This window comes from Treponema denticola (assembly GCF_024181645.1).
Classification (GTDB): domain Bacteria; phylum Spirochaetota; class Spirochaetia; order Treponematales; family Treponemataceae; genus Treponema_B; species Treponema_B denticola_A.
In genome coordinates, this window is the sequence record NZ_CP058624.1 from 326275 (window position 1) to 347976 (window position 21702).

Genomic DNA, 21702 nt, shown 5'->3' on the forward strand with positions numbered 1-21702 from the left:
ATTATAACATATTAGAATAATCTTATCTAGTTGGTACAACTTGATTGTTTTGTAAATCGGAGGAACGGATGAAAAAAGCTTTTTTATTTTTGGCAAACGGATTTGAAGATGTTGAAGCCCTTACACCCATAGATTATTTGAGAAGAGCCGGTATAGATTTAATTACTGTCGGCGTCGGAGGGAAAACTATAGTTTCTTCTCACAAGGTTCCTATAACCTGCGATATTGTGTTGGAAGAAGCCGTGCAAATTGAAGAAGACCTGATTGCTGCTATTCTTCCCGGCGGTCTTCCTAACAGCAGCACTTTGGCCGGAACGGAAGCCGTTAAAGATTTTGTAAAAAAGACCCTTACAAGCGGGGGAATCGTCGCTGCAATCTGTGCGGCTCCGGCCCTTGCCCTGGGCTCTTGGGGCCTTTTAGAAGGAAAAAACTATACCTGCTATCCCGGTATGGGACAGGATTTGAAGACAAAACCCAAGGCAGGGGAGCGTGTTATAAGAGACGGAAACATAATAACGGCCTGTGCAGCAGGGGCGGCAGAAGAATTTGCCTTTGCAATTGTAGAAGCTGTTTGCGGAAAAACCGCATTAAATAAACTTAAAACCGAGGTGGTAGCACGATAATGGGAAAACTTGCAGATTGGTTTGAAAACGAAACTTTTTGGGCGGAGTATGCTCCGATTATGTTTGATACGCAAAGATGGGCTGAGGCTCCTGCTGTTGCGGAATCTATTTTAAGGATAATAGGTGTTCCTGTGGATAATGCAGGAATCTCAATCTTGGACGCAGGCTGCGGGCCGGGAAGGATTGCCATCGAGCTTGCAATAAGAAAGGCCAAGGTTACAGGCATCGACTTAATCCGACCCTTTTTAAATGCGGCTATGGATTCGGCTCAAGATGAAGGTGTCGACATAGAGCTGATTCAGGGGGACTTGCGTAAATTTGTCCGGCCTGAAGGTTTTGATGCCGCGATAAGCATGTATACCAGCTTCGGGTATTGCAGCACAATCGAAGAAGACATGCAAATCTTAAAAAATATAGCCCAATCCATAAAGCCGAACGGCTGGTTCATTCTCGAGATGACGGGCCGTGAAATTGCCGTACGGGATTTTACCGAAGGCGAATGGTTTGAGCGGGGCGGTTTTACGGTCTTAACCGAATATTCCGTTGAAGGAGCTTGGGAAGGTTTACGCTCCCGCTGGATTCTTTATGATGAGCAGGGCAGGAAGGCCGACCACACCTATGTTCAGCGTCTTTATTCCGCCGTGGAGTTAAAAAGGCTTATGTTAGCAGCCGGTTTTTCTTCGGTAGAAATATACGGTGATTTTGATTTTTCGCCCTATAACGAAAAGGCGAGAACGATGGTGCTCATAGCGAGAAAGTAGCTTAATTTTTTTTCTATAAAAATACTGTTATTTCTTTTTATAAAATGCTTGTAAATTACCTAAATTGTTGATATATTGTATTTTGTAAATTTGAGTTGACTCGCAATAAGGAGTTTTATTATGGAAAATAACGATATTGACGGTATTGTTTTATATGAAGATGGAGATCATAAATTTATATGGCTTGGCTCGGAAAGTAAACAGAGAAAGGGTGCTGTACAGACAATGCAGTACCTTATTATAGACAGGGGCAGAGGAGTTCTTCTTGATCCGGGCGGAGTACATCTTTTTTCCAGAGTTGTTACTGCCGTAAGCCGCTTTATTTCCGTTGATAAAATCGATACAATCTTTTTCTCACATCAAGATCCCGATGTTTCTTCGGGTATAGCTTTATGGCTGGGCATCACAAAGGCTAAAATATATATTTCTTCGCTTTGGGTTCGATTTATGCCTCACTTCGGTATAGTCGATCTTTCAAGAATAGTTCCGATACCGGATAAAGGGATGAATATATCGCTTCTCTCAGGCTCAAATATGAAGTGTATTCCTTCGCACTTTATGCATTCTCCGGGGCAATTCGGTTTATACGATGAACGCTCCCGTATTCTTTTTAGCGGAGATATAGGAGCCGCAGTTTTTGATGATGACGATGAGCCTTCCTTTGTAGAAGATTTCGAAAAGCATATTCCTTTGATCGAGGGTTTTCACGTCAGATATATGGCTTCCAATAAGATTGTCAGCAAATGGGTAGAAACGATACGCCGTTTAAATCCGCTGATGATAGCTCCACAGCATGGCGCAATATATAAGGATGAGCAGGTAAATAATTTTTTAACTTGGCTTTCCGGTTTAAAATGCGGTACGGATTATATCGAAAACCTATTTTAATGGGGGATTCTATGGCTGATGAACAGAACATTGCCGATAATTTTAGTGATCTAATCGATAAGATTGTTGTACAATATAATAAAGGCGTTATTCTTGATTTTGTAACCTCTCACTCGTTTAAAATTATTGAAGAAGCTATGGATAATTTGCAGGAGAAGTTTGATACCATCCTTTCCGCCTTTGAAGAAATACAAAAGGAAAGTAGTTCTTCTGCATCTAATGCCAATTATGTAGATGAAATTCTTTCTAATGTTTTAAAAAGAAGAACCGTAATTCAAGAAGAAATTCATGAGCGTGTTGACGAAATTGAGGTCACTGCAGAAAATGCGGAAAATGCAGCTTCCGCTTTTGAGGTGCTAAAGGACAGGACTGCGGAAGTTGAGGATATGTTGTCTGGTATTAAGGATGTTTCCGTAAAAACCGGCATTCTTGCAATCAATGCTTCAATAGAAGCCGCCCGGGCCGGAAGTGTTGGAAACGGTTTTAGAATTATCGCCAATGAGGTTCGTTCTCTTGCAACCCAAACCGGCGATTTTGCAAAAAAAATCGAATCAAAACTGGAAGAATTAAATAAATCGGTTGATGAAATAAACAACAGTATGACCGGTTTTATAGAACTTTTTTCAAAATTCAGAAAATCATTCAACGGCGTATTGGCTAATTTTGATGAAAACTCGGCAACTCTTAAAGAAGCGGGTTTTTCACTGGCCGAGATAACTGCCTCCATAAAGGAACAGGATATTACCATAAGGGAAGGCTTTTTGTCATTAAAGAAGATCGATAGCTTTTTACATGATACCTCGACTATTCTTGATGCAGTCCAAACAAGCCATGAACATCTGGGAACCTTGCTGCAGCAAAACTAGGATACACACATTTCCCAACCGCCATGGACGGCGGTGGTTCCACGCTCGCAAGTTTTAGCCGCAGGCTAAAACTTGAAGATGAACAATGTACATGGATGTACATTGTTCATCGGCCTCTTGAAACCTTGAGTTTTTTGTGTTATTATTCTTATATCATGAAAAAAAGAACTTCATTTTTAATTTGGCTTTTTGTTTTGATTGCCTTAGGCGGCACGGCCTTTTTTTTCGGGTGGGTGCAGTTTTCAGTTCCTGCCGGATCTTACGGTGTGATGCTTTCAAAGTCGGGGGGCTATCACGACAGGCTCATTATTCCGGGCGAATTTATGTGGCGATGGGAGAGGCTTGTTCCGACTAATTCAAAAATTCTTACCTTTAATTTAAAAGCCCAAGACATTGAGTATAAAAGTGAAGGAGCCCTTCCTTCTGCGGATAAATTCGGTTTAGTGATGGAACAAAAAAACGATTTCCGCTGGAAGTTTGCTCTAAAGATTTCGGCTTCCGTAAAACCTGAAAGTTTAATAAACCTTGTAAAAAACGCTTCGATAAAAACCCAAGGCGATTTGGACGATTTTATTAGAACAAGAGTTGAAGAAGCCGCTCAAAAATCCGCAAACGAATTTATCGAGTATTTTTTATCCAATCCTGAAGAATATGAAAAGCTGAAATTTCAATATGCGGCCTTTAACGATAAAATCACTTCGGATCTAAAAGGCAAGGAGAATACCGAAATTGAAATTGTTTCGGTTGAGCTTTCTTCCGATTTTGTAATTCCCGATTTAAAACTTTATACAACAATAAGGGATGTTTATTCGGAGTATGAAAAAGCAAGGAGCAAGGTCTTTACCGACCTTATGATTGAAGAAGGAAAATCCGCAGCCTCTTCAAAATTCCGAATGAATGATCTAAAAGAATGGGGCGAGCTTTTAAAGCAATATCCCCAGCTTATCGACTTTTTGGCCGTAGCTAGAAGCGATGCGAGCGAAACCCTCAAGGCTTTGCGTGAGCTTAAAGCTAAGATGAGCGGCGCTCAGGTCAGCAGTACTCAAGGCGGCGGGCAATAGTTTTTACCGATGAAAGCCGAAGAAAAAAAAACATTATATACATTTTTCCGCACAGCCTCGGAATATCTATCGGGTTTTAAAACCGATGAAGAATATCCAGATTTTGCCGATACCGTTCTCCCGGAGACGGCTATCCCCGATACCGCTCTACCGGAAACGGACGAAGCGGCCGGCCTAACAATTCCTTTAAACAATGCAGATTCGGAAAGCGGTTTTGAAAGTCTTGAAAAGGTCTATGCTCAAATTGCGTCCTGTAAGGCCTGCCGTCTATGCGAGAGGCGGCATAACACGGTTGCAGGCGAGGGGCCTTGCGAGTTTTCCAATTTTGATAATAAGATAGAAGTAATGGTCATAGGCGAGGGGCCGGGAGCCGATGAGGATGCGCAAGGCCGCCCCTTTGTCGGTAAGGCCGGACAGCTTTTGGATAAGATGCTTGCCGCCATCGAATTATACCGCACCCATAATTGTTATATCACAAATGTGGTAAAGTGCAGGCCTCCCAATAACCGCGACCCTCTGCCCGATGAAATGGCTGCGTGCAGAAATTATTTAAATGCCCAAATTGCCTTGATAAGGCCTAAGGCGATTCTTGTGGTCGGCAGGGTGGCTCTTCAAAACCTATTGAAAACCCAAGAAGGAATAGGCAAGATGCACGGCAAGTTTTTTGAATACCAAAACATTCCCCTGATGGCGACCTATCATCCAAGTGCCCTTTTAAGAGATGTCAACTTAAAACGCCCTGCATGGGAAGACTTAAAACTCTTCCGTTCCCGCCTCAACGAATTACCTCAACAAGTTGAGTGAGAAAAACTAGGCGGCACCTATGGCAAAATGGCTTACTCTTGCCTTTAATCTTCCTCTCTACCAAAGCTTTACCTATAAAAACATAGAAGAAGCAGGCGGAAGCCTTGTCGGAAAAAGGGCTTCGGTTCAACTCGGCTCAAGAAATTTGATAGGTTTTATAATAGAAGAATCCGATGTGTTTCCTAAAGACAGCCCCGTGGGCGAAGATAAAATAAAGCCGATTAAACGAGTGGTCGACAAGGAAACAATTTTCGGGCAGGCACAGATAGAACTTGCCTCTTGGATTTCGCACTTTTATATATGCAGCTTCGGCGAAGCCCTCTCCGCAATTCTTCCTTCGGGAAAAAGAGAAGTTTCTTTTGAAAACTTAAAATGGGGAGCCGAATTTGAAGACAAGAATTTTTCTCTTTCCGATGAACAAAAAGATGCCGTCGAAAAAATCGTAAACTCAAACAAAAAAGAATTCTTTTATTTATACGGCTTAACCGGTTCAGGGAAGACGGAAGTTTTTTTGAAGGCCGCCGAAAAAATAATCGCGGAAGGCAAGGCCGTCATCTACCTTGTTCCCGAAATAGGGCTTACTCACCAAGTCATAAGTGCGGCCGTAAAACGCTTCGGCTCTCAGGCTGCCGTTTTGCATTCAGGCCTTACGGGAAGCGAAAGGCTCAACCAATGGATGAGGATAAGGCGGGGAGAAGCCCTTATGATTGTCGGGGCGAGGAGTGCCGTCTTTGCTCCTGCTGAGAACATAGGCCTTATCATAATCGATGAAGAACATGATGCTTCCTATAAGTCGGGCTCCGTGCCCCGCTACCATGCCCGCCAGACTGCGATGTACTTGGCCGTCAAGCATAATTGCCCCGTGGTAATGGGTTCTGCAACTCCATCGCTTGAAGCGTGGAATATGATTCAAAACAAAAAAATCAAGCTCCTTTCCCTTTCAAAAAGACTTGCAGGTGGCAGCCTCCCTCAAATCGAAATAGAAAATATTTCCGGCTTAAAGGGTGCACTGAGCGGCAGGCTTATAAGCGAAATACGCAAAACCAAAAATGAAGGAAAACAAACAATTCTTTTTTTGAACAGGCGGGGCTTTTCCCATATTTTTAGATGCCGTTCCTGCGGCTATGAGATGCTTTGCAAAAACTGTTCCGTGCCTATGACCTTTCATAAAAGTGAAAATGTAATGAAATGCCACTATTGCGGAATGCAGGCAGGGCCGCCTTCTCTTTGCCCCGAATGTAATTCCCTCGATATAGGCTATGCCGGTGTCGGTACGGAATTTATCGAAGAAGAAGTTTCCCGCTCCTTCCCCGATTGCACGGTTGCGAGGATTGACACCGACACCGTTTCCAAAAAGAACAGTCTTGAAACCCGCTTAAAAGATTTTAAGGAGGGGAGAATAGATATACTCCTAGGAACGCAGATGATAGCAAAGGGCTTGAATTTTCCGAAAGTAAGGCTGGTCGGAATTATCCTTGCGGACACGGGGCTTCAAATGCCCGACTTTAGAGCCGCCGAAAGGAGTTTTGCACTTATCACTCAGGCGGCAGGAAGGGCAGGGCGGTTCAGCGAGGACGGGCTTGTCATTATTCAAACCCTAAAGCCTAATCATCCTTCGATTGTCTGTGCAAAAAATCACGAGTACGAAAAGTTTTATGAATATGAACTCGGGCAAAGAAAGCTCTTGGATTTTCCGCCCTTTAAGCGTCTGATTCGTTTGGTCTTTAGAAGCAAGGACTTAAAAAAAGCCGAGCTGGCCGCAGAAGGTGCCGTAAACATTCTAAAATATATTCTGTCTTCACAAAACAAAGACGAAGCCGAAATAATGGGACCCTCTGAATGTGTCCTATCGATGATAGCCGGAAATCACCGCCAGCAGATTTTGCTCCGCTCTTCAAATTTCCCCCTAATCCAAAACGCCGCCTCCCGTTTTGTAAAAGAATATAAACCTATGACAGGCATCTACATCGAGGTGGACACCGATCCGGTCAATCTTATGTGAAACAAAGGAATAGAAAAAAAAATAAAACTATGCTATTATATATTCAGAATGGATAGAATAACGGATAAAAACAGCCTTGAATTTGCAATTTTTTGTATAGAAAATATTGCCCTTAAACTAAAAAAAGACGGTAGTGAGGTATATGCAGCTCTCGCAGAAAAAAGCAGCTTGTTGTTTGATTATATCTTACCGAATTACGATATACTGCATACACAGGATAAGGATTATATTGTAAACGATATTCTTGCGGCTGCAAAAGAAAAAGGTATCAAAATATGATTTTATATCACGGGTCAAACCTTGAAATTATTAAGCCTGATGTACTCCATTCAAGAAGCCGTGTAGATTTCGGCCAAGGTTTTTATTTAACGCCTCATTATGAACAGGCCAAACAATGGTGCCGAAAGTTTATGACTCTTAAAAAGACGGGAGTAATTTCAAGCTATGAGTTTGATACTTCTGCATATAAAGAATGTAAGGTTTTAAGATTTGATTATTATGATGAGAAATGGCTTGATTTTATAGTCGGCTGCCGCAGCGGTAAACCGGCAGATGATTACGATATAATTGAAGGCGGTGTTGCAAACGATAAAGTTTTTAATACCATTGAACTTTTTTTGTCCGATTTAATCGATAAAAAGGAAGTTATAAAAAGGCTGAAATATGAAAAACCTAATTGGCAGATTTGCTTAAAAAAGCAGTGTGTCATTGATAAGTATTTAAAGTTTACAGGGAGTGAAACTCTATGACGGCTCATCCTATTTTATTACAAAAAAAATATGCACGCATTGTAACCCTTTATGCAGAAAAGACAGGCTTGAGCCTAGCTTCAGCCCTTAAAAAATTTTATCATTCTAATGTATATAAATTGATGTCGCAAGGAATTTCTGATATGCACTGTATGAGTGATGATTACCTTGTAGAAGAGCTCTTGAGCGAAAAATAGATTAAATGCACTTTAAGCTGTATTAAGAATTCTTGTTATGCCATTTTTCATATTCTGAACGAATTAAAGCCCCAAAATCTTTGATATGGTCATAGTTCCCTCCTTGTGGAGTAAAATATTTTTCCTTTATTCTCCAAAATCAACCGTTGATTTTTTTAAGAAAATAGTGTAATATAACTCCTGTTTGTAAATTCGTATCTGCTCTGTATAAAAAATTCTATATTTGGAGAATGTATATTATGAAGAAAATATTATCTGCCAAACATCTTTCCACAAGGTTTGTTATAGGTGTCTTGTTGGATATTTTTTGGGTTACGGTTGGAAGTGTGCTTGCGGCAGTTGCATTGCAATTTTTTCTTATTCCGGGAACAATTGCTCCGGGCGGTGTCAGCGGTTTGTCGGTTGCAATCGAAAAGCTGACAGGTATAAGAGTTTATATATTGAATTTAATTATAAATGTTCCTTTATTTATTTTTGGAGCAAAACTTTTGGGTAAAAAATCCGCTGTTTTTACTCTTCTTTCTATTTTGGTGCTTTCGGGGGTTTTGGCTGTTTTACCACAAGATTTTGTATTTACCGATGATCTTTTTTTACAGGCAACCTTCGGAGGAATTCTCTTAGGTGTCGGGTTGGGACTTGTGTTTAAACGAGGCGCTACTACAGGGGGAACCGACCTTGCCGGAGCTATTGTAAACAAGCATTTTCCGGGTTTAAGTATAGCAAAGGGAATGGCTATAGCCGATTTTGTAATAGTAGCCTTTGCAGGTGTTGTAGATAATAATCCTAACACCTCGCTTTATTCTTTAATAGCTCTTTTCTTTTGTACAAAGATAGCGGATATGATTCTTGACGGTTTAAGTTACTTTAAAGGCTTTTTCATTGTCAGCTCTAAGCCGGATGAAATCGGAGATGCCCTTATGAGTAAGCTGGAAAGAGGTGTTACCCTCCTTAAGGGAGAAGGTATGTATTCAAAGCAGGATCGTCCTGTTCTGCTCTGCGTAGTAAGCCGGGCTCAATTTGTCAGGGCAAAGGAAATAATAACCGAAATAGACGAAAAGGCTTTTATTATGGTCTGCGATATGCAGGAAGTTTACGGTCTCGGCTTTAAGCAAAAAATAAAGTAAACTCATCCTTACAGATTTAAATAAGTCATTGACGGCAGATAGTTAATTATGGTATAGTTAAGTATGGATTCAGGAATTTTTATTACGGATAATAGATTAAAGTTTTCACAAGAGCTTGCGAATAAGCTTAGGGATAAGGGCTTAAAGGTTTGTTTGAGTTCGGAGTATAAGGAAGATAATAAAGAAAGCGGTGTTACTACCGAAATAGAATGGAACCGCTCCTCTCTTTTTTCTCTTCAGGCTATTCCTCTTAAATTAAAAAACATAAATATTGCAGCCGATACGTCGATTTTGATTTTTGATGCTCCTGCTTATTCCAAAATATATCCGGGGACGGATGCCCTCTCTATAGACAAGACGATAAGCGATCTTGTTTCTGCGAATGCAGCTCTTTCCCTTGTTTTAAAAAACTACTATATTAAAAAAGCGCAAGGCCGGCTAATCTTTGTTCACCGTGATGCGGATATTCCTTGCGGTAATCCTAATATTTCGGCAGCTTCTGCCGCCTTTGCCCGCATTGCAGAAGAAACGGTTGATGCCATAAGAAAGACCGAGCTTCCCGGCGTACAAACTCTTTTGGTAAAATTAGAAGGTTTTGAAGATGAGGTCTTTGCCGATTGGTTATGCAATCAGATAGCTTCACCGGTCTTGTCCCGAAGTCCCGGACGGTGGGTAAAAGCAGGGCAGCGCAGCTTTTTCGGTAAATAAGTAATAAGATTGGGATACACCTGCAAATGTCTTGCCCTGTAGAAAATATGCGGATTACTGTGTAGCATTGCTAAAAATGTGAGAGAGGGGCATGTATTAAAAATTTTAGAACACTGAAAAACAAAAAACAAACTTGCGTCTGACAAGTGCATCTCTTTTCCCCTACAAAAACGCCGGGAATAAACTTATTGATTTTATCGGTACTTTGTTTTATACTGTAAGTATAGTTGTTGAACCTTGCGGCTTAAAAAGGCGCCGCTTGCTTTCAACTTTATGTACCGGCACGGAATGCCGGCAGTTATACCTTTTACGATACGAGGAGGAAACTTATGAAAAAAAATGTTATTTTACTGTTTGCGGCAGCATTGCTTACCGCTGTGCTGATATTGCAAACTTCCTGTAATCTTACCGCTCCTGAATACGGCATAGTAACACTCGACTTCGAAAATGGTGCGGCGCGGTCTATCGGGGCGAACGGGCTTCCTAACCTTTCGGACAGCACAATGCAAATCGACATTACAGGCAATTCTATCGTGCCCATTACAAAACAGCTTGAAAAAGACGAACCGAAAGTTTTTTCGCAATTTCTGCCGGTAGGCGAAACGATACACATAAAGGTCTCTATTATAACCCCGTCGGCAACGTGGGCCGGCTTTACCGGCCTAACCGTAGAAAGCGGCGATAACGAGGTTGCCGTTAAACTGAACAAGGTAATAGCGTCCATGCGTCCGGTACTTTTTTCAGCAATATAAAGTGACCCTACCAACCCATACACGTTTAAACTTAATATGAGCGGGACTCCGCTTGAGATAACACAACCGGGTCCTAACACCCCCAGTAATAGTTTTTTTTGTACGAGGGACGGTAAGGGGCGGCTGTATGCAGCATATCACGACGGTTTCAACGGTTTTGAAATACAGCGGTATACCAGCGAGGGCAGCTCTGATAAACAGGTCGACCTTACTAATATCGGTTCTGCTGTCGATGTTAAAGGCCTTACAACCGACTTAAAAACGGGAAAGGTGTATGTTACCGAAGGCGGGAATATCTACGAAATAAAAGATGATGCTGCTCCTCCCCATACACCAAAAGCAGTTTTGCTTACCGACAGCGGCACCGGAGGCTCGTATCATGCTATTGCCGCCTATAACGGGTATTTGTTCGCGTATGAGACTGATGGAGGGGTGAAGAGACTTAGAATGCGTAAACTAATTGCTGGCGGTTCAGGGGTTGATTGGGGTATTATATACCAAACAGTTCAAGATCCTTTAAAAGATATTATACCCATAACAGGTGATCCAGTCATTGCCCACCAAAGCGGCCAATGCCAAGATATGTTTGCGTACGGGAATAAAGTGTATATGGTTTTTACGATCGGCGCTCCGTATCTCATCGGCTTAGGCAGCAAAATTTTTTACGGCGGGGTTCTTGAGTACACCTACACCGAAGACGGCCATATGACCGAGTCGGGCAGGTACGGCTTTGGCGGTATGGAAAGCTATATAGAATATCCCGGTGGCAGTGGGACTGCTGTGTATCGTTTCACTGGAGAGCCTCAAGACCGCTTTTATGGGGCTCGGCGCATTATCGGCTTTGAAGACGGCGTCTTGTATATCGCTGATGACGGTGCAATATTCAGATCACTAGAGTTAGTAAATGATTATAAGCTAATTGCAAACATAAACCGCATCGCAAAACTCGACACACGTTCGGGAACTTTAACATTCGAAAACACCGATGCCAAATGGTATAGGGAGTGGCGATAACCTAATCTATGCCGGACGTAGGCTATAACCTACGCCGGCCGAAGTACTAACCTACGGCAGACGTGGAGCATAATTCGACAGTGTGTCAAAACAGTATTCGAGACTATCTTGAAGCTCGATTAAAAAATATACCTCCTTGTATATTTTTTAATCACGAGTTTTAGGCCTTTACCCGCCATGGACAGTTGTGATATAAGTGGTAGAGTTTTACTTACAGAACCACCACACTTCCTGTGAAAAATGGGTAATTGCTAAGTTTAGATACCGAACAACTTACGGTTATATAAATGGGGCTTTTAGCCAGGTTAGTTCGTGTTTGTTCGCCGTCAGATGAACAATCTTCGAGTTTGGAATTGCTGCAAACTTTTTAACGGTTTCGTTATCGGGTTCTCCCTGCATCTTTATTGTGCATATAAATTTTTCGCAAAGGCCCGAGTCAATCCATTTTATAATCCAATCATAAAGCCTCGGAGGATAACAGATTACATCGGAGCAAAGCCAATCTATTTTTCCTATGTCTTCCGGCTTTAAGGTAAAGGCATCATGTTTTATAAATTCTATATTTTTCTTTGCCATTAAATCGGGCCTCAAGGGGCATCTGTCGATTGCGATAATTTTGCAGCCCAAACTATCCAGCACCCAGCTCCAGCCTCCCGGGCAGGCTCCGGCATCGAGGCAGACAGAATCAGCTGTGGGCAGGGAATTTTTTTCCCCGGAAGAAGCTGTGGGCAGGGCATTCTTTTTTTCGGAAGAAACTGCGGGCATAGCTTCAGCCTTTTCAGAAAGGCCGTTTTTTTCTTGATATTTTTTTAAGTAAAAATTTAAGAGGCTTAAGGCTTCCCACATTTTTAAGTAGGCTCGGCTCGGCGGATTTATCTTGTCTTCCTTAAAGAAAATTTCTCCCCGCGGGAAGGGGCTTGAAGTTTTTGCCGAAGCGAAAATTTGATTTTCGTTTAAGAGGGTCCAGATTCCCATTTCGGCGGAGGGAACATCGTAGGGAAAATCCCTTTCTTTTTTGCTGATGAAGGGAAGCTTTTTTTCGATGAGCTCTGCCCGTCTAAAGCAGTTAAACGGAACAAATGCCCAGTTTCTTTGGATTGAACGCAAAATATCGGCAGCCTCGCTTATGCTCGAAAACTCGGCTATAAACGGTTCTTCCATACAAAGGCGGCTCCAAAAAACATCTTTCGGAAAATTTTCTCTGTATACTATTTTACCGTAGACAGCGGCATCCTTGGGGAGGTTTCTAATTTCCATAGGAGCCTCTCCATGAGGAATTCCCAATTCATCGAGAAGATGGTTTTCAAATTGAGGAACGGTAAGCCACGCTCTGCCTTTTAATAATTTTATACGGGAGTCATCTTTATTCAGCATAATCTTTAGTATTCTTTTAAAAGTGTATTTTCTGTTTTTTATGGTATCTTGTCAATCAGGCAGGTTTGTGCTATTATGTGCATATAAATTATGTAATATTGGTTTTATGGAGGAATTTTAAAATGTTTCAATTAAAAAAGAATGGTTTTATTTTTGTGTCGGTGTTGGCTGTTTTATTGCTTTTTTCTTGCAACGCAAAAGATAAAGCTGCAGCTGCGCCTAATGAAACAACAGTCAATGACCTTGCTGAAAATGTAAACATGGGAATGCAAGAATCATTGCTTGCAGAAAAGTCTCTTGAACAGGTAAGGTATGACAGCAGTTTGCAGGTAGAATTTGCAAAAAAACAGAGTGCACCTTCTGCCCACCAAAAGTATTTAAAAGATAAGCTTGTTTTTAAAGCTTTCCCCTTCAATAAGGTGCAAGAAGGAACGACCGCTGTCGTCGGAAGCGATCTTTGTTTATTCTATCCTAATGCAGAATTAAAATCTCAAGAAGACTTAAAAAAACTGCCTAAGGGAATTCCTGTTCCGTTCGGCACGGTTTTGAATATTGAAAAAGAGCCGGTAAGGCTTCCGCCCGATGCCGAAGATGAATTTGATTTCGGTGTTTTTAATTTTCAAGAAAATCAAAATTATTTTTACCGCACAACATGGAACGGCGAGAAAGGACTTGTCTTTGGAGCTGACCTTACAGGTATGAATAATGATTTAAAAATAAATCAAGTTATTTCTATGCGTTATTTGACAAACGGTGTTCCTAAAGAATTCTATCCGGTATTCGGTTATGCTTTTTTAAACAAGGCTCAGCAAGCTGTTTTGGAGAGGGATAGGCTAATTTTTGAAAAAGTTAAACCCGATGAATATCATCTGCATATGATGTCCGCTGACGATATGATTGCTTTGTACAGAAATCATTATGGTTCTCATTACGAATCATATGAAGATAGTTATGATTCAAGCTTTCTTGGAAATGACGGCACTACGGTTTTTATTACTACCGATTTGATGGCTCATGCAAAGCATCTTCTTTTTGATAGGACATTGCAAAATATTGAAGAGAATTTTTTTACGCCTAGACTTTTTGAACTTGTAACAGCCTTTGACGATAGTTTAAATAATGTAAACAAAAAAGGCTTTCCTACGGCAAGACCTGAAACCTTAGAAAAGGCTAAACTATATTTTCAAACTGCCCGTGCCCTCTTGGAGCTGGCACCCAAGTCTGTAATTCAAAAAGATAAATACGGCTCTGATGAAACTGTTTATAAAGAGCCCAATAAAGATGAAGTCCTTTCAAAATATCCCAAAACGGTAAGTGAAGAAATAGATTTGATTGATAAGGCTCAAGGTGCTGCCGTTTCTCCTCTTTTTACTTTTGAAGACGATGCTTTTACAAAAGAAGATTATTCCCAATATAAACCGAGAGGACACTACACAAAAAATGGTATCTTGTCTGCTTATTTTAGAGCAATGATGTGGTTCGGTCATGTTCATTTTTTAATTGCAGATAAGGGGCCGGAGGTTTTGGAACAGGATGGCAAGGCCGCTTCCGATGCTTATGCTCTAACTTTGAACATGGAACCCATAGCTCTTTTGATTACCGAGCTTGTAAAAAATGATGAGGCCCTTTACAAAAAGTGGTCAGCTCTTTTTGATCCTATAACGGATTTAATCGGCCTGTCCGATGACCTATCTTTTAAAGAGGTATTGCCTCTTTGGAAAAGCTATGATGTAAAGGACTTTGAAAAATGGGCAAGCGATAAAAACAACTTGTTTGCATTTATGAAATCGGCTCACGAAAAACTAAGGCCTCCGGCTATAGCAGGCTCTTCCGTTTTTTACACAGCTTCCGAAGGTACCGATGAAAAAAGAAAGCCTCCAATGGGTTGGAGACTTTTCGGTCAAAGGTTTACTTTTGATTCTTATATTCACAGCTTGGTAAGCTCTCCCAGACTGTATGGCCGTGCACATGTTAAGGGGTTGGATATTATGAAGGGGCTGGGTTCGCAGTCTGCCGATTTATTACTTCAAAAAGATTACTCCGATTTCCCTGAATTAAAAACGCTACTTGATAAAATTGAAAAAGAAGCCGTATCTTCTCCCGATAAAATATTGGGAAAAACTTATTACGGTAAAATCCTAAACGAGATAGGCTTGCAAGCCCGGTTTGAGCAAGGTTCCGGTTTTTACTTTACCGAAAGCCCGGCATGGAGTGTAAAGTCTTTATTGTCGGCTCACGGAACATGGGCAGAGTTAAGACATGATACTATTCTATATACAAAGCAGTCCGGAGCAGAGCTTGGAGGCGGCCCCGATGCAGAACTTACCTACAGAGTGAAGAAGATTCCCGATCCGGTTCACTATATAGAGCCTAACTTGGCATTTTGGAAAAACGCTGCTTCTTCTGTGGATGTTCTTATAGATGCATTAAAGCCTTATAAGCTCATAGATGAAAAGAATTTAGAAAAGCTTGAAATGTTAAAAGATGCTGCCTTACATGCTGCCGATATCGTTAAACTTGAAATTGCGGATAAGCCCGTTTCTGAAAAAGACCTAAAATGGATATCCTTGATGCCCGGCTTCCTTGCCCGTATTCTTATGCCTTCCATAAATGCAGTTGTTGAACCTGAGCAGCTTCGTATGGCCTTGGTTGCCGATGTGTTTACAAATGGTGAAGAAGGCTTCGCCCTTGAAACGGCTGTCGGTATTCCCTATAGAATTTATGTGCCCTTGAACGATGCTCAAGGCGGAAAAAGAATAGCTGTCGGTTATTGTTTTAATTATTATGAATTTGAACAAGACATATCTAACCGTCTGACAAACGAAGAATGGAAGGAAAAGGTCTATGCAGAGGAAGATGAGAAAGATATGGAGGACTTAAAGCCTTTCTGGGCTCAGAATATTTCTTTTTAAAAAAAGCATTTTTGCCGGACATGAATTTTAGATAATATGAAATTTCTAAGCATCGTTTTTTTTATTTGTTTTTGTTTGACGGCTTGTACCGGCAAAAAAGACGTGACGGAAGAGACTGAAAAAATTTTCCGAACATGGAGCTCTGATGGGGAAAGGCCTCCTAAGACGAGGTTTATTCCCAAGGAAGCTTCTTTGCCGGACGGAGCAAAGCCTTGGGGCGGGACGGTGAGCCATCATCTTCTAACCGATGCCTTAATAGATGATTGGTTTACCGAACTTGCCGAAGCAAGAAAGATAAAAACTTTTTATATTTTAAGCCCTTCTCATTGGGGCCTTTCTCTGTACGATTTTTCTTTAACAAACGGATCATGGCAAACTAAGGACGGCCTTGTCAACTCCGAAAAGGATAAGGCTGAACACTTATCCCGCCTTTTTGATGTGCCCTTTGATGATAAGGTCTTTGTTTATGAGCACGGCGTTTCAACCTTGATTCCATACATAAAAAAATACTTTCCCGATGCAAAGGTTGTTGCCATCGCTTATTACGGAGAGCCTCCCGTAAATATGAATCTTGCAACTAAACTTTATGAGAAGGTAACAAAAGTTTTTTCTATCAAAGATAATGATTCCTTCCTTTTAATTTCTTCCGATTTTTCGCATAAATCCGATATAGAAAAAACTGCCGAAAAGGATGCAAAGTCCCGCTATTTTTTGACAAGTCTAAAACCTTCTGCTTGGACGCTCGGTATCTGCGATAACAGACCTGCAATGTATTTGCTTTCAAAGTTGTTTACAGAAAAAACGCAATGTACAATTCAAAGAAGTACTAATGCTTATAAACTAAGCGATGCGACTGATCCTGAAGACATAACAAGTTATTTCTTTACATACTTTTGGGAAAAAGAAGATTAGTCTTCCTTTAAAATATCGGCTGCGGCTGCATTAAAAAAGTTTTCGGCTTTTTTATTATTTTGACGCCTTATTACATCTTGAACTTCGGCAATTTCTTCAAGTTGCTTTTGAAGAAACTTCGTCTTATCGTTGTCGATGACTATTGTTTTCCCGTCAAGCAATACCATCTTAACTTCGGTAAAGGTGCCGAAGCGGGCCGGCCTTTTGAAGGTTTCAATTTCGATGCTGTGTATGGCCGAAAAATTTATAATTTTTGTTTTTGGAAAAAAGAATATCCCTGCTTTTTGAATAGCCTGTTCTTTTGTGATATTAAAGTACCACGAATTTTCGAAAAGACCCGCAGCTAAAAACAGGGTTCCAAAAATAAGGGCAATTATGGAATACTCTCCTTCTTTCATGGAAGATATATTCAAATAAAAAATTGCACCTCCGATTACAAGAGCCGATATGCGGAGCCATAATTTCAAAGCAAAAAATTTTACTATCTTGTCTTTTTGAGGGTTGTTTTCCATAAAAGTTACTCCGTTTTATAGTATTTCTATTTCGGCGGCCTTGCCGTTCCTGTCCGCTGAATCTTCGCCCTTGGGATTTGGCATCTTAAACACCCTGAACTTTACCGGGGTTCCCTCTTTTATAAGTTTGTCCCTGCATTTTTTATCGATGTTTGTGAACGAAAAGAAAAAGTCTCCGTTTTCGTTTTCGATAATTCCGTAGCGGTTCATAAGCCGTTTTATTTTTCCCTTTATTTTTGGCGTCTCATTTTTGCGGCCTATTGCCTTTATCCAATAGTTTGGCGGTATTCTGTCGTCCGGCCTTAGTTCAAAATCATCCGATAGGGCATCGATTATTTCTCTCAATGTATTGTGGCTGTAAGAGCGGGGATCGAATTCCGGCATAAAGTTACGTATGGAATTTCCCAGGTCGGAAAGGCTTACCCAGCCTTCTTCGGTCATGCGGGAATTTCTATAAGCATGGCAGATAAGGTCTTCGAGGGATTTAAACTTTTTGCCGCTTTTTGCATCTTCTTCGTATTCTTCAGTTTCATCAAAGTTTTCAAGATATTTAAATTCGTTGCAGGCATTTACCCAAAGAGGTTTTGCATTGGACTTTCCGACGCCCAAAACATAGAGCCCATACTCCCGCAATTTGAGGGCAAGGCTGTAATAATCGGAATCGGTAGAAACTATGCAGACCGCATTTATTCCTTGATTGGTGTTTGCAAGTTCTATGGCATCCATTATGATTGTGTTATCGGTTGCATTAGGGCCGTTTCTAAATTGCTGGACAGGGCGGATAGGTACTTTTTCAAGCCAAGGTTTCCAGCCGTTCATGTTGGGAGTAGTCCAGTCCCCGTAAAGTCTTTTTATCAGTACCTCTCCTTCCTTTGAAACTTCGGAAATTATCGAGTCGAGATAGGAAGGAGCTATGTTGTCTCCGTCAATTAAAATAGCATATTTTTTTTCCATTTTGTTATTACCTTATTCTATTATTTCTACCTTTAAAAGGTTTGTAGATCCTGCCTTGCCTATAGGAATACCTGCCGTAAGGATTGCTATGTCTCCTTTTTTTACATGGCCTGTGTCCTTTGCAATTTGTGAACAAACATCGAACATGTTGTCGGTCGATTTTATAGGATCGGCTAAGACAGGATATACGTCCCAGTCGAGGGCAAGCTTTCTCATAACCTGAGGCGATCCCGTTATTGCGATAATAGGTACCTTCGGTTTAAATTTTGAAAGGGCCCTGGGCGTTATTCCCGAAGCTGATGCCGTTATGATTGCATTTGCATCGAGGGCTAGGGCTGTAGAGCAGGTAGCTCTTGCGATTGCATTTGTAATTGTAGTTTCGTGAAGAGAAGCATTTTCATCAAATAGTTTTTCATAATCTAATGTTTCTTCTATAGAGTTTGCAATTGAGGTCATCATGGCCACGGTTTCGACAGGGTATTCACCTGCTGCGGTTTCTCCCGAAAGCATTACAGCTGATGTTCCGTCGAGAATAGCGTTTGCAACGTCGGTAACTTCGGCTCTGGTGGGACGCAGGTTGTGGGTCATAGATTCGAGCATCTGAGTTGCGGTGATAACCGGCTTTCCTGCAATATTTGCTTTTTTTATCAGCTGCTTTTGAAGATGAGGGATTTTTTCGGGCTCTATTTCTACTCCCATATCTCCCCGGGCTACCATTATTCCGTCGGCTTCCGCTAAAATTTCATCTATGTTGTCCAAGCCTTCTTGATTTTCTATTTTTGCTATAACGGCGATTTTGCTTTTATGTTTTTCCAAAAGTTTTCTTATTTGGATAATATCGTCGGCTCTTTGTGTAAAGGATGCGGCAATAAAATCCACATCGTTTTCAATTCCGAATTCGATATCGGAGATATCCTTTTCACTCATGTAAGGAAGGTTTACCCTCAAGCCCGGAATGTTTACACCTTTTCGGCTGCTTAAGGTTCCGGAATTTACTGCAACACATTCTATGTCCGTATCGTTTAAAATATCGATAACCTGTAGCTCCAACAATCCGTCGTTTATAAGGATTCTGCTTTTAGGTTTAATTTCGGCGGCGATATTCTTATATGAAATACTGCATATTTGATTTGTGCCGATTACATCTCTGGTTGTAATAACAAATTCCTGACCTTGTACAATTTCTACAGGCTTTTCAAAACCCCCCAAACGTATTTCGGGCCCCTTAGTGTCCAACAAAAGTGCAACAGGCATTTTTAACTCTTCTCTTATTTTTTTTATTCTATCTATTTTAACCTTGTGTTCTTCATGGCTTCCATGCGAAAAATTAAGGCGGCAGACATTTAAACCGGCTTTAAACATTTCTGCCAAGACCCTTTCTGAGTCGGAAGCAGGCCCTATTGTGCATACTATCTTTGTTTTTTTCATGGGATTCCTCCAAAACTTTATTCTATTATGATACTATAAATCGCAAAAAAATTCAAATGCCTAAGAAAAAACAAATTGTTTTTAAGCGGAGAAGATAAGTTCAATGGAACCCAGCATTTACAAATTCTTCATGCAAATATCGGATAAAAAACAGGTTTCACATTCGGGTTTTCTGGCCTTGCAGATATAGCGTCCGTGGAGGAGAATCCAGTGGTGGGCATTTAGTAAATATTTTTTTGGAGTAACTTTGAGTAAATCTTCTTCAACTTGAATCGGTGTCTTGCCCGATGAAAGGCCTATACGCGGGGCTGTGCGCAGGATATGGGTATCCACTGCGATTGCAGGTTTTCCGAAGCCCATATTTAAAACCACGTTTGCGGTTTTGCGGCCGACTCCGGGAAGTTTTATAAGTTCTTCCATTGTGTCGGGAACCCTTCCTGCATACTCGTTTTGAATTATGCGGCTTAATTCAAAAATACGCTTAGCCTTTGTCGGATATAAATTTATTGTTTTGATGAATTCGCGGATTCCTTCTTCGCCCAGCTCTATCATTTTTTGAGGTGTATCGGCTGCCTTAAAAAAAGGTCCCGTTGCTTTATTTACGCCGACATCAGTTGCTTGTGCAGATAATACCACTGCTACCAAAAGGGTGAAAATATTTGCAGAATGTAATTCTCCTTTTGGGTTAGGATTATTTTTTTTTAAGCGGCGGTATACTTCTTCGATTTTATCTTTATCCAATAAATTCATTTTTTCCTCTTATCTTTCTTAGTTTAGGTGAGCCCGATAGCTTGCATCCTATAATAAAAAGAATCGGAACTAAAATTAAAAATATCGGTATTACCGTAATAAAGGCAATGAATAAATCGTATTTATCGCCGACTATGCCCATGATAAAACTTGCAGTGCTGTAACCGGGAACGCCGAAGCAGGATAAAAAAATCATAAGAGCTGTTGCATCTACCGGAAGGATGGCTGCGGCAAAGGACTGGATTGTCGGCCAAAGGCAGGCAAGGCAAAGTCCCATACAAAATAAAAAGACTGCCAAACCGAAAAGCGAGTTTACAAAAATAAATAAGAGGCTGACTATAAATGAAGCAATCGAAGAAACTATTATAGCTTTTTGAATAGAAACTTTTTTTAAGACCTTGCTGTTTAAGGATCTTCCGATAAACATTCCGAGGGCAAAGCTAGCTGTTACAATTCCTGCATAAAAGGCAGAGGCTTTTAAATAAAGCTGAATTAAGGTAGCCGACCAAAAGGCAAAAGCTCCTTCGGCTCCTCCTGCAAAGAAAAGGGATAGGCCGAAAAGCCAAAAAGAGGGCATAGAAAATATTTCTTTAAAGGCAGCCTTGCTTCCGTCCGAGGGAGGAAGTTTTATTTTTTTTGATGAAGGATAGGAAAAACAAATCAATAGAGCAAAAATCGATAAGCCTATGTAAATGTATCTCCAGTTTATTCCTATCGAAAGAAGATAGCCGAAGCCTATCAGACCGGAACAAGTTCCCAAGGGCCAAAATGCATGCATCATATTCATCTTTGCTCCGGTATCGTTCGGATATAAATCGTTTACTATGGGAGTCAGCAGGGCTTCCATATTTGCAACGCCCAAGCCCATACAAAGAGCGCTTAAAAGAGCCGTAAAAAAATTGATGCTTTTTGAAAAGAAAAAAAGCCCTGCGGTTAATATCAAAAGAGCTGTGCGCAAAACTTTTATCTTACCGAATTTGGCGGCAAAGATGGGGCTTATAAAAAGAATTATCATCTGCTCGATAGCACAAAGCATTCCGAATAATCCCGCTTCCGTAAGCGAAAAATTTAAGTCTCTTTTAATATTTACGAGGCATATTGAGATTGCAATAGAAGAAAGAGAATAAACTAAAAAACTAAGGCCTGAAACATTAAAGGTTCTTTTTCGTAAATCTTTCATAAGGAATTATCGATATGATATTGTTTTTTATAAGAATAGTCAAGGCGGGCAGCAGTAGACTTAAAAATAAAAAATATTTATAATCTATCGAAAGAATTTCTGTTCTTCTTTTAAGAACGGAATTTTATTAG

The 21702-nt window shown here is 40.8% G+C and carries 20 protein-coding genes and 1 pseudogene; 15 read left to right on the plus strand and 6 right to left on the minus strand.

Features of this window, described 5'->3' with window-relative positions; translation table 11 throughout:
- The first annotated feature begins 68 nt into the window (after positions 1 to 68).
- The 13 genes and pseudogenes from HO345_RS01525 (at position 69) to HO345_RS01585 (ending at position 11549) form a co-directional block, all read left to right on the plus strand.
- A complete protein-coding gene (locus tag HO345_RS01525; protein ID WP_253683517.1) occupies positions 69 to 623 on the plus strand; it encodes a DJ-1 family glyoxalase III in 555 nt (184 codons plus the stop codon).
- The gene (locus tag HO345_RS01530) at positions 623 to 1384 is read left to right on the plus strand and encodes a class I SAM-dependent methyltransferase (protein WP_253683518.1); all 762 of its coding nucleotides are present in this window, start codon (positions 623 to 625) and stop codon (positions 1382 to 1384) included. Before HO345_RS01525 ends, HO345_RS01530 begins: the two co-directional genes overlap by 1 nt.
- Before the next feature lie 120 nt (positions 1385 to 1504).
- A complete protein-coding gene (locus tag HO345_RS01535) occupies positions 1505 to 2272 on the plus strand; it encodes an oxygen-binding di-iron domain-containing protein (RefSeq protein WP_253683519.1) in 768 nt (255 codons plus the stop codon).
- An 11-nt stretch (positions 2273 to 2283) separates the two neighbouring features.
- The gene (locus HO345_RS01540; protein ID WP_253683520.1) at positions 2284 to 3138 is read left to right on the plus strand and encodes a methyl-accepting chemotaxis protein; all 855 of its coding nucleotides are present in this window, start codon (positions 2284 to 2286) and stop codon (positions 3136 to 3138) included.
- A gap of 155 nt (positions 3139 to 3293) precedes the next feature.
- Positions 3294 to 4199: an SPFH domain-containing protein gene (locus HO345_RS01545; RefSeq protein WP_366796647.1), complete on the plus strand. Its 906-nt coding sequence runs from the start codon at positions 3294 to 3296 to the stop codon at positions 4197 to 4199.
- A gap of 9 nt (positions 4200 to 4208) precedes the next feature.
- Entirely contained in the window at positions 4209 to 5003 is a 795-nt protein-coding gene (locus HO345_RS01550) for a uracil-DNA glycosylase (protein ID WP_253683522.1), read from the plus strand.
- 19 nt (positions 5004 to 5022) lie between these two features.
- Positions 5023 to 7005, plus strand: coding sequence for a replication restart helicase PriA (gene priA / locus HO345_RS01555; protein ID WP_253683523.1), 1983 nt, complete (start codon positions 5023 to 5025; stop codon positions 7003 to 7005).
- Positions 7006 to 7053: 48 nt separating this feature from the next.
- Positions 7054 to 7284: a DUF3791 domain-containing protein gene (locus HO345_RS01560; protein WP_253683524.1), complete on the plus strand. Its 231-nt coding sequence runs from the start codon at positions 7054 to 7056 to the stop codon at positions 7282 to 7284.
- Positions 7281 to 7754 (plus strand): DUF3990 domain-containing protein, encoded by a 474-nt coding sequence (locus HO345_RS01565; RefSeq protein ID WP_253683525.1) that lies wholly within the window; start codon positions 7281 to 7283, stop codon positions 7752 to 7754. The genes HO345_RS01560 and HO345_RS01565 overlap by 4 nt, the downstream gene beginning before the upstream one ends.
- Positions 7751 to 7951, plus strand: coding sequence for a DUF3791 domain-containing protein (locus HO345_RS01570; protein WP_253683526.1), 201 nt, complete (start codon positions 7751 to 7753; stop codon positions 7949 to 7951). The genes HO345_RS01565 and HO345_RS01570 overlap by 4 nt, the downstream gene beginning before the upstream one ends.
- A gap of 239 nt (positions 7952 to 8190) precedes the next feature.
- On the plus strand, positions 8191 to 9075 hold the full coding sequence (locus tag HO345_RS01575) for a YitT family protein (protein WP_253683527.1): 885 nt from the start codon (positions 8191 to 8193) through the stop codon (positions 9073 to 9075).
- A gap of 63 nt (positions 9076 to 9138) precedes the next feature.
- Complete coding sequence (locus HO345_RS01580; protein WP_253683528.1) at positions 9139 to 9783, plus strand: hypothetical protein; 645 nt, start codon at positions 9139 to 9141, stop codon at positions 9781 to 9783.
- Between the two features lie 329 nt (positions 9784 to 10112).
- A pseudogene (locus HO345_RS01585) lies at positions 10113 to 11549 on the plus strand (hypothetical protein).
- Positions 11550 to 11828: 279 nt separating this feature from the next.
- Here HO345_RS01585 and HO345_RS01590 read toward each other — a convergent pair.
- On the minus strand, positions 11829 to 12923 hold the full coding sequence (locus HO345_RS01590) for an SAM-dependent methyltransferase (RefSeq protein ID WP_253683529.1): 1095 nt from the start codon (positions 12921 to 12923) through the stop codon (positions 11829 to 11831).
- Positions 12924 to 13045: 122 nt separating this feature from the next.
- Between HO345_RS01590 and HO345_RS01595 the strand changes: the two genes are divergently transcribed.
- A complete protein-coding gene (locus HO345_RS01595; RefSeq protein WP_253683530.1) occupies positions 13046 to 15835 on the plus strand; it encodes a DUF3160 domain-containing protein in 2790 nt (929 codons plus the stop codon).
- A 36-nt stretch (positions 15836 to 15871) separates the two neighbouring features.
- Positions 15872 to 16747 carry an AmmeMemoRadiSam system protein B gene (gene amrB / locus HO345_RS01600; protein ID WP_253683531.1) on the plus strand — a complete coding sequence of 292 codons (876 nt, stop codon included), beginning with the start codon at positions 15872 to 15874 and terminating at the stop codon, positions 16745 to 16747.
- Here amrB and HO345_RS01605 read toward each other — a convergent pair.
- From HO345_RS01605 to HO345_RS01625, 5 genes are all read right to left on the minus strand, one after another.
- Positions 16744 to 17259, minus strand: coding sequence for a hypothetical protein (locus HO345_RS01605; protein ID WP_253683532.1), 516 nt, complete (start codon positions 17257 to 17259; stop codon positions 16744 to 16746). The genes amrB and HO345_RS01605 overlap by 4 nt on opposite strands.
- A gap of 15 nt (positions 17260 to 17274) precedes the next feature.
- Positions 17275 to 18213 carry an NYN domain-containing protein gene (locus tag HO345_RS01610; RefSeq protein WP_253683533.1) on the minus strand — a complete coding sequence of 313 codons (939 nt, stop codon included), beginning with the start codon at positions 18211 to 18213 and terminating at the stop codon, positions 17275 to 17277.
- 12 nt (positions 18214 to 18225) lie between these two features.
- Positions 18226 to 19641 carry a pyruvate kinase gene (gene pyk, locus HO345_RS01615; RefSeq protein ID WP_253683534.1) on the minus strand — a complete coding sequence of 472 codons (1416 nt, stop codon included), beginning with the start codon at positions 19639 to 19641 and terminating at the stop codon, positions 18226 to 18228.
- A 117-nt stretch (positions 19642 to 19758) separates the two neighbouring features.
- Complete coding sequence (gene nth, locus HO345_RS01620) at positions 19759 to 20391, minus strand: endonuclease III (protein WP_253683535.1); 633 nt, start codon at positions 20389 to 20391, stop codon at positions 19759 to 19761.
- Entirely contained in the window at positions 20375 to 21571 is a 1197-nt protein-coding gene (locus tag HO345_RS01625; protein ID WP_253683536.1) for an MFS transporter, read from the minus strand. Before HO345_RS01625 ends, nth begins: the two co-directional genes overlap by 17 nt.
- Between the last annotated feature and the right edge of the window lie 131 nt (positions 21572 to 21702).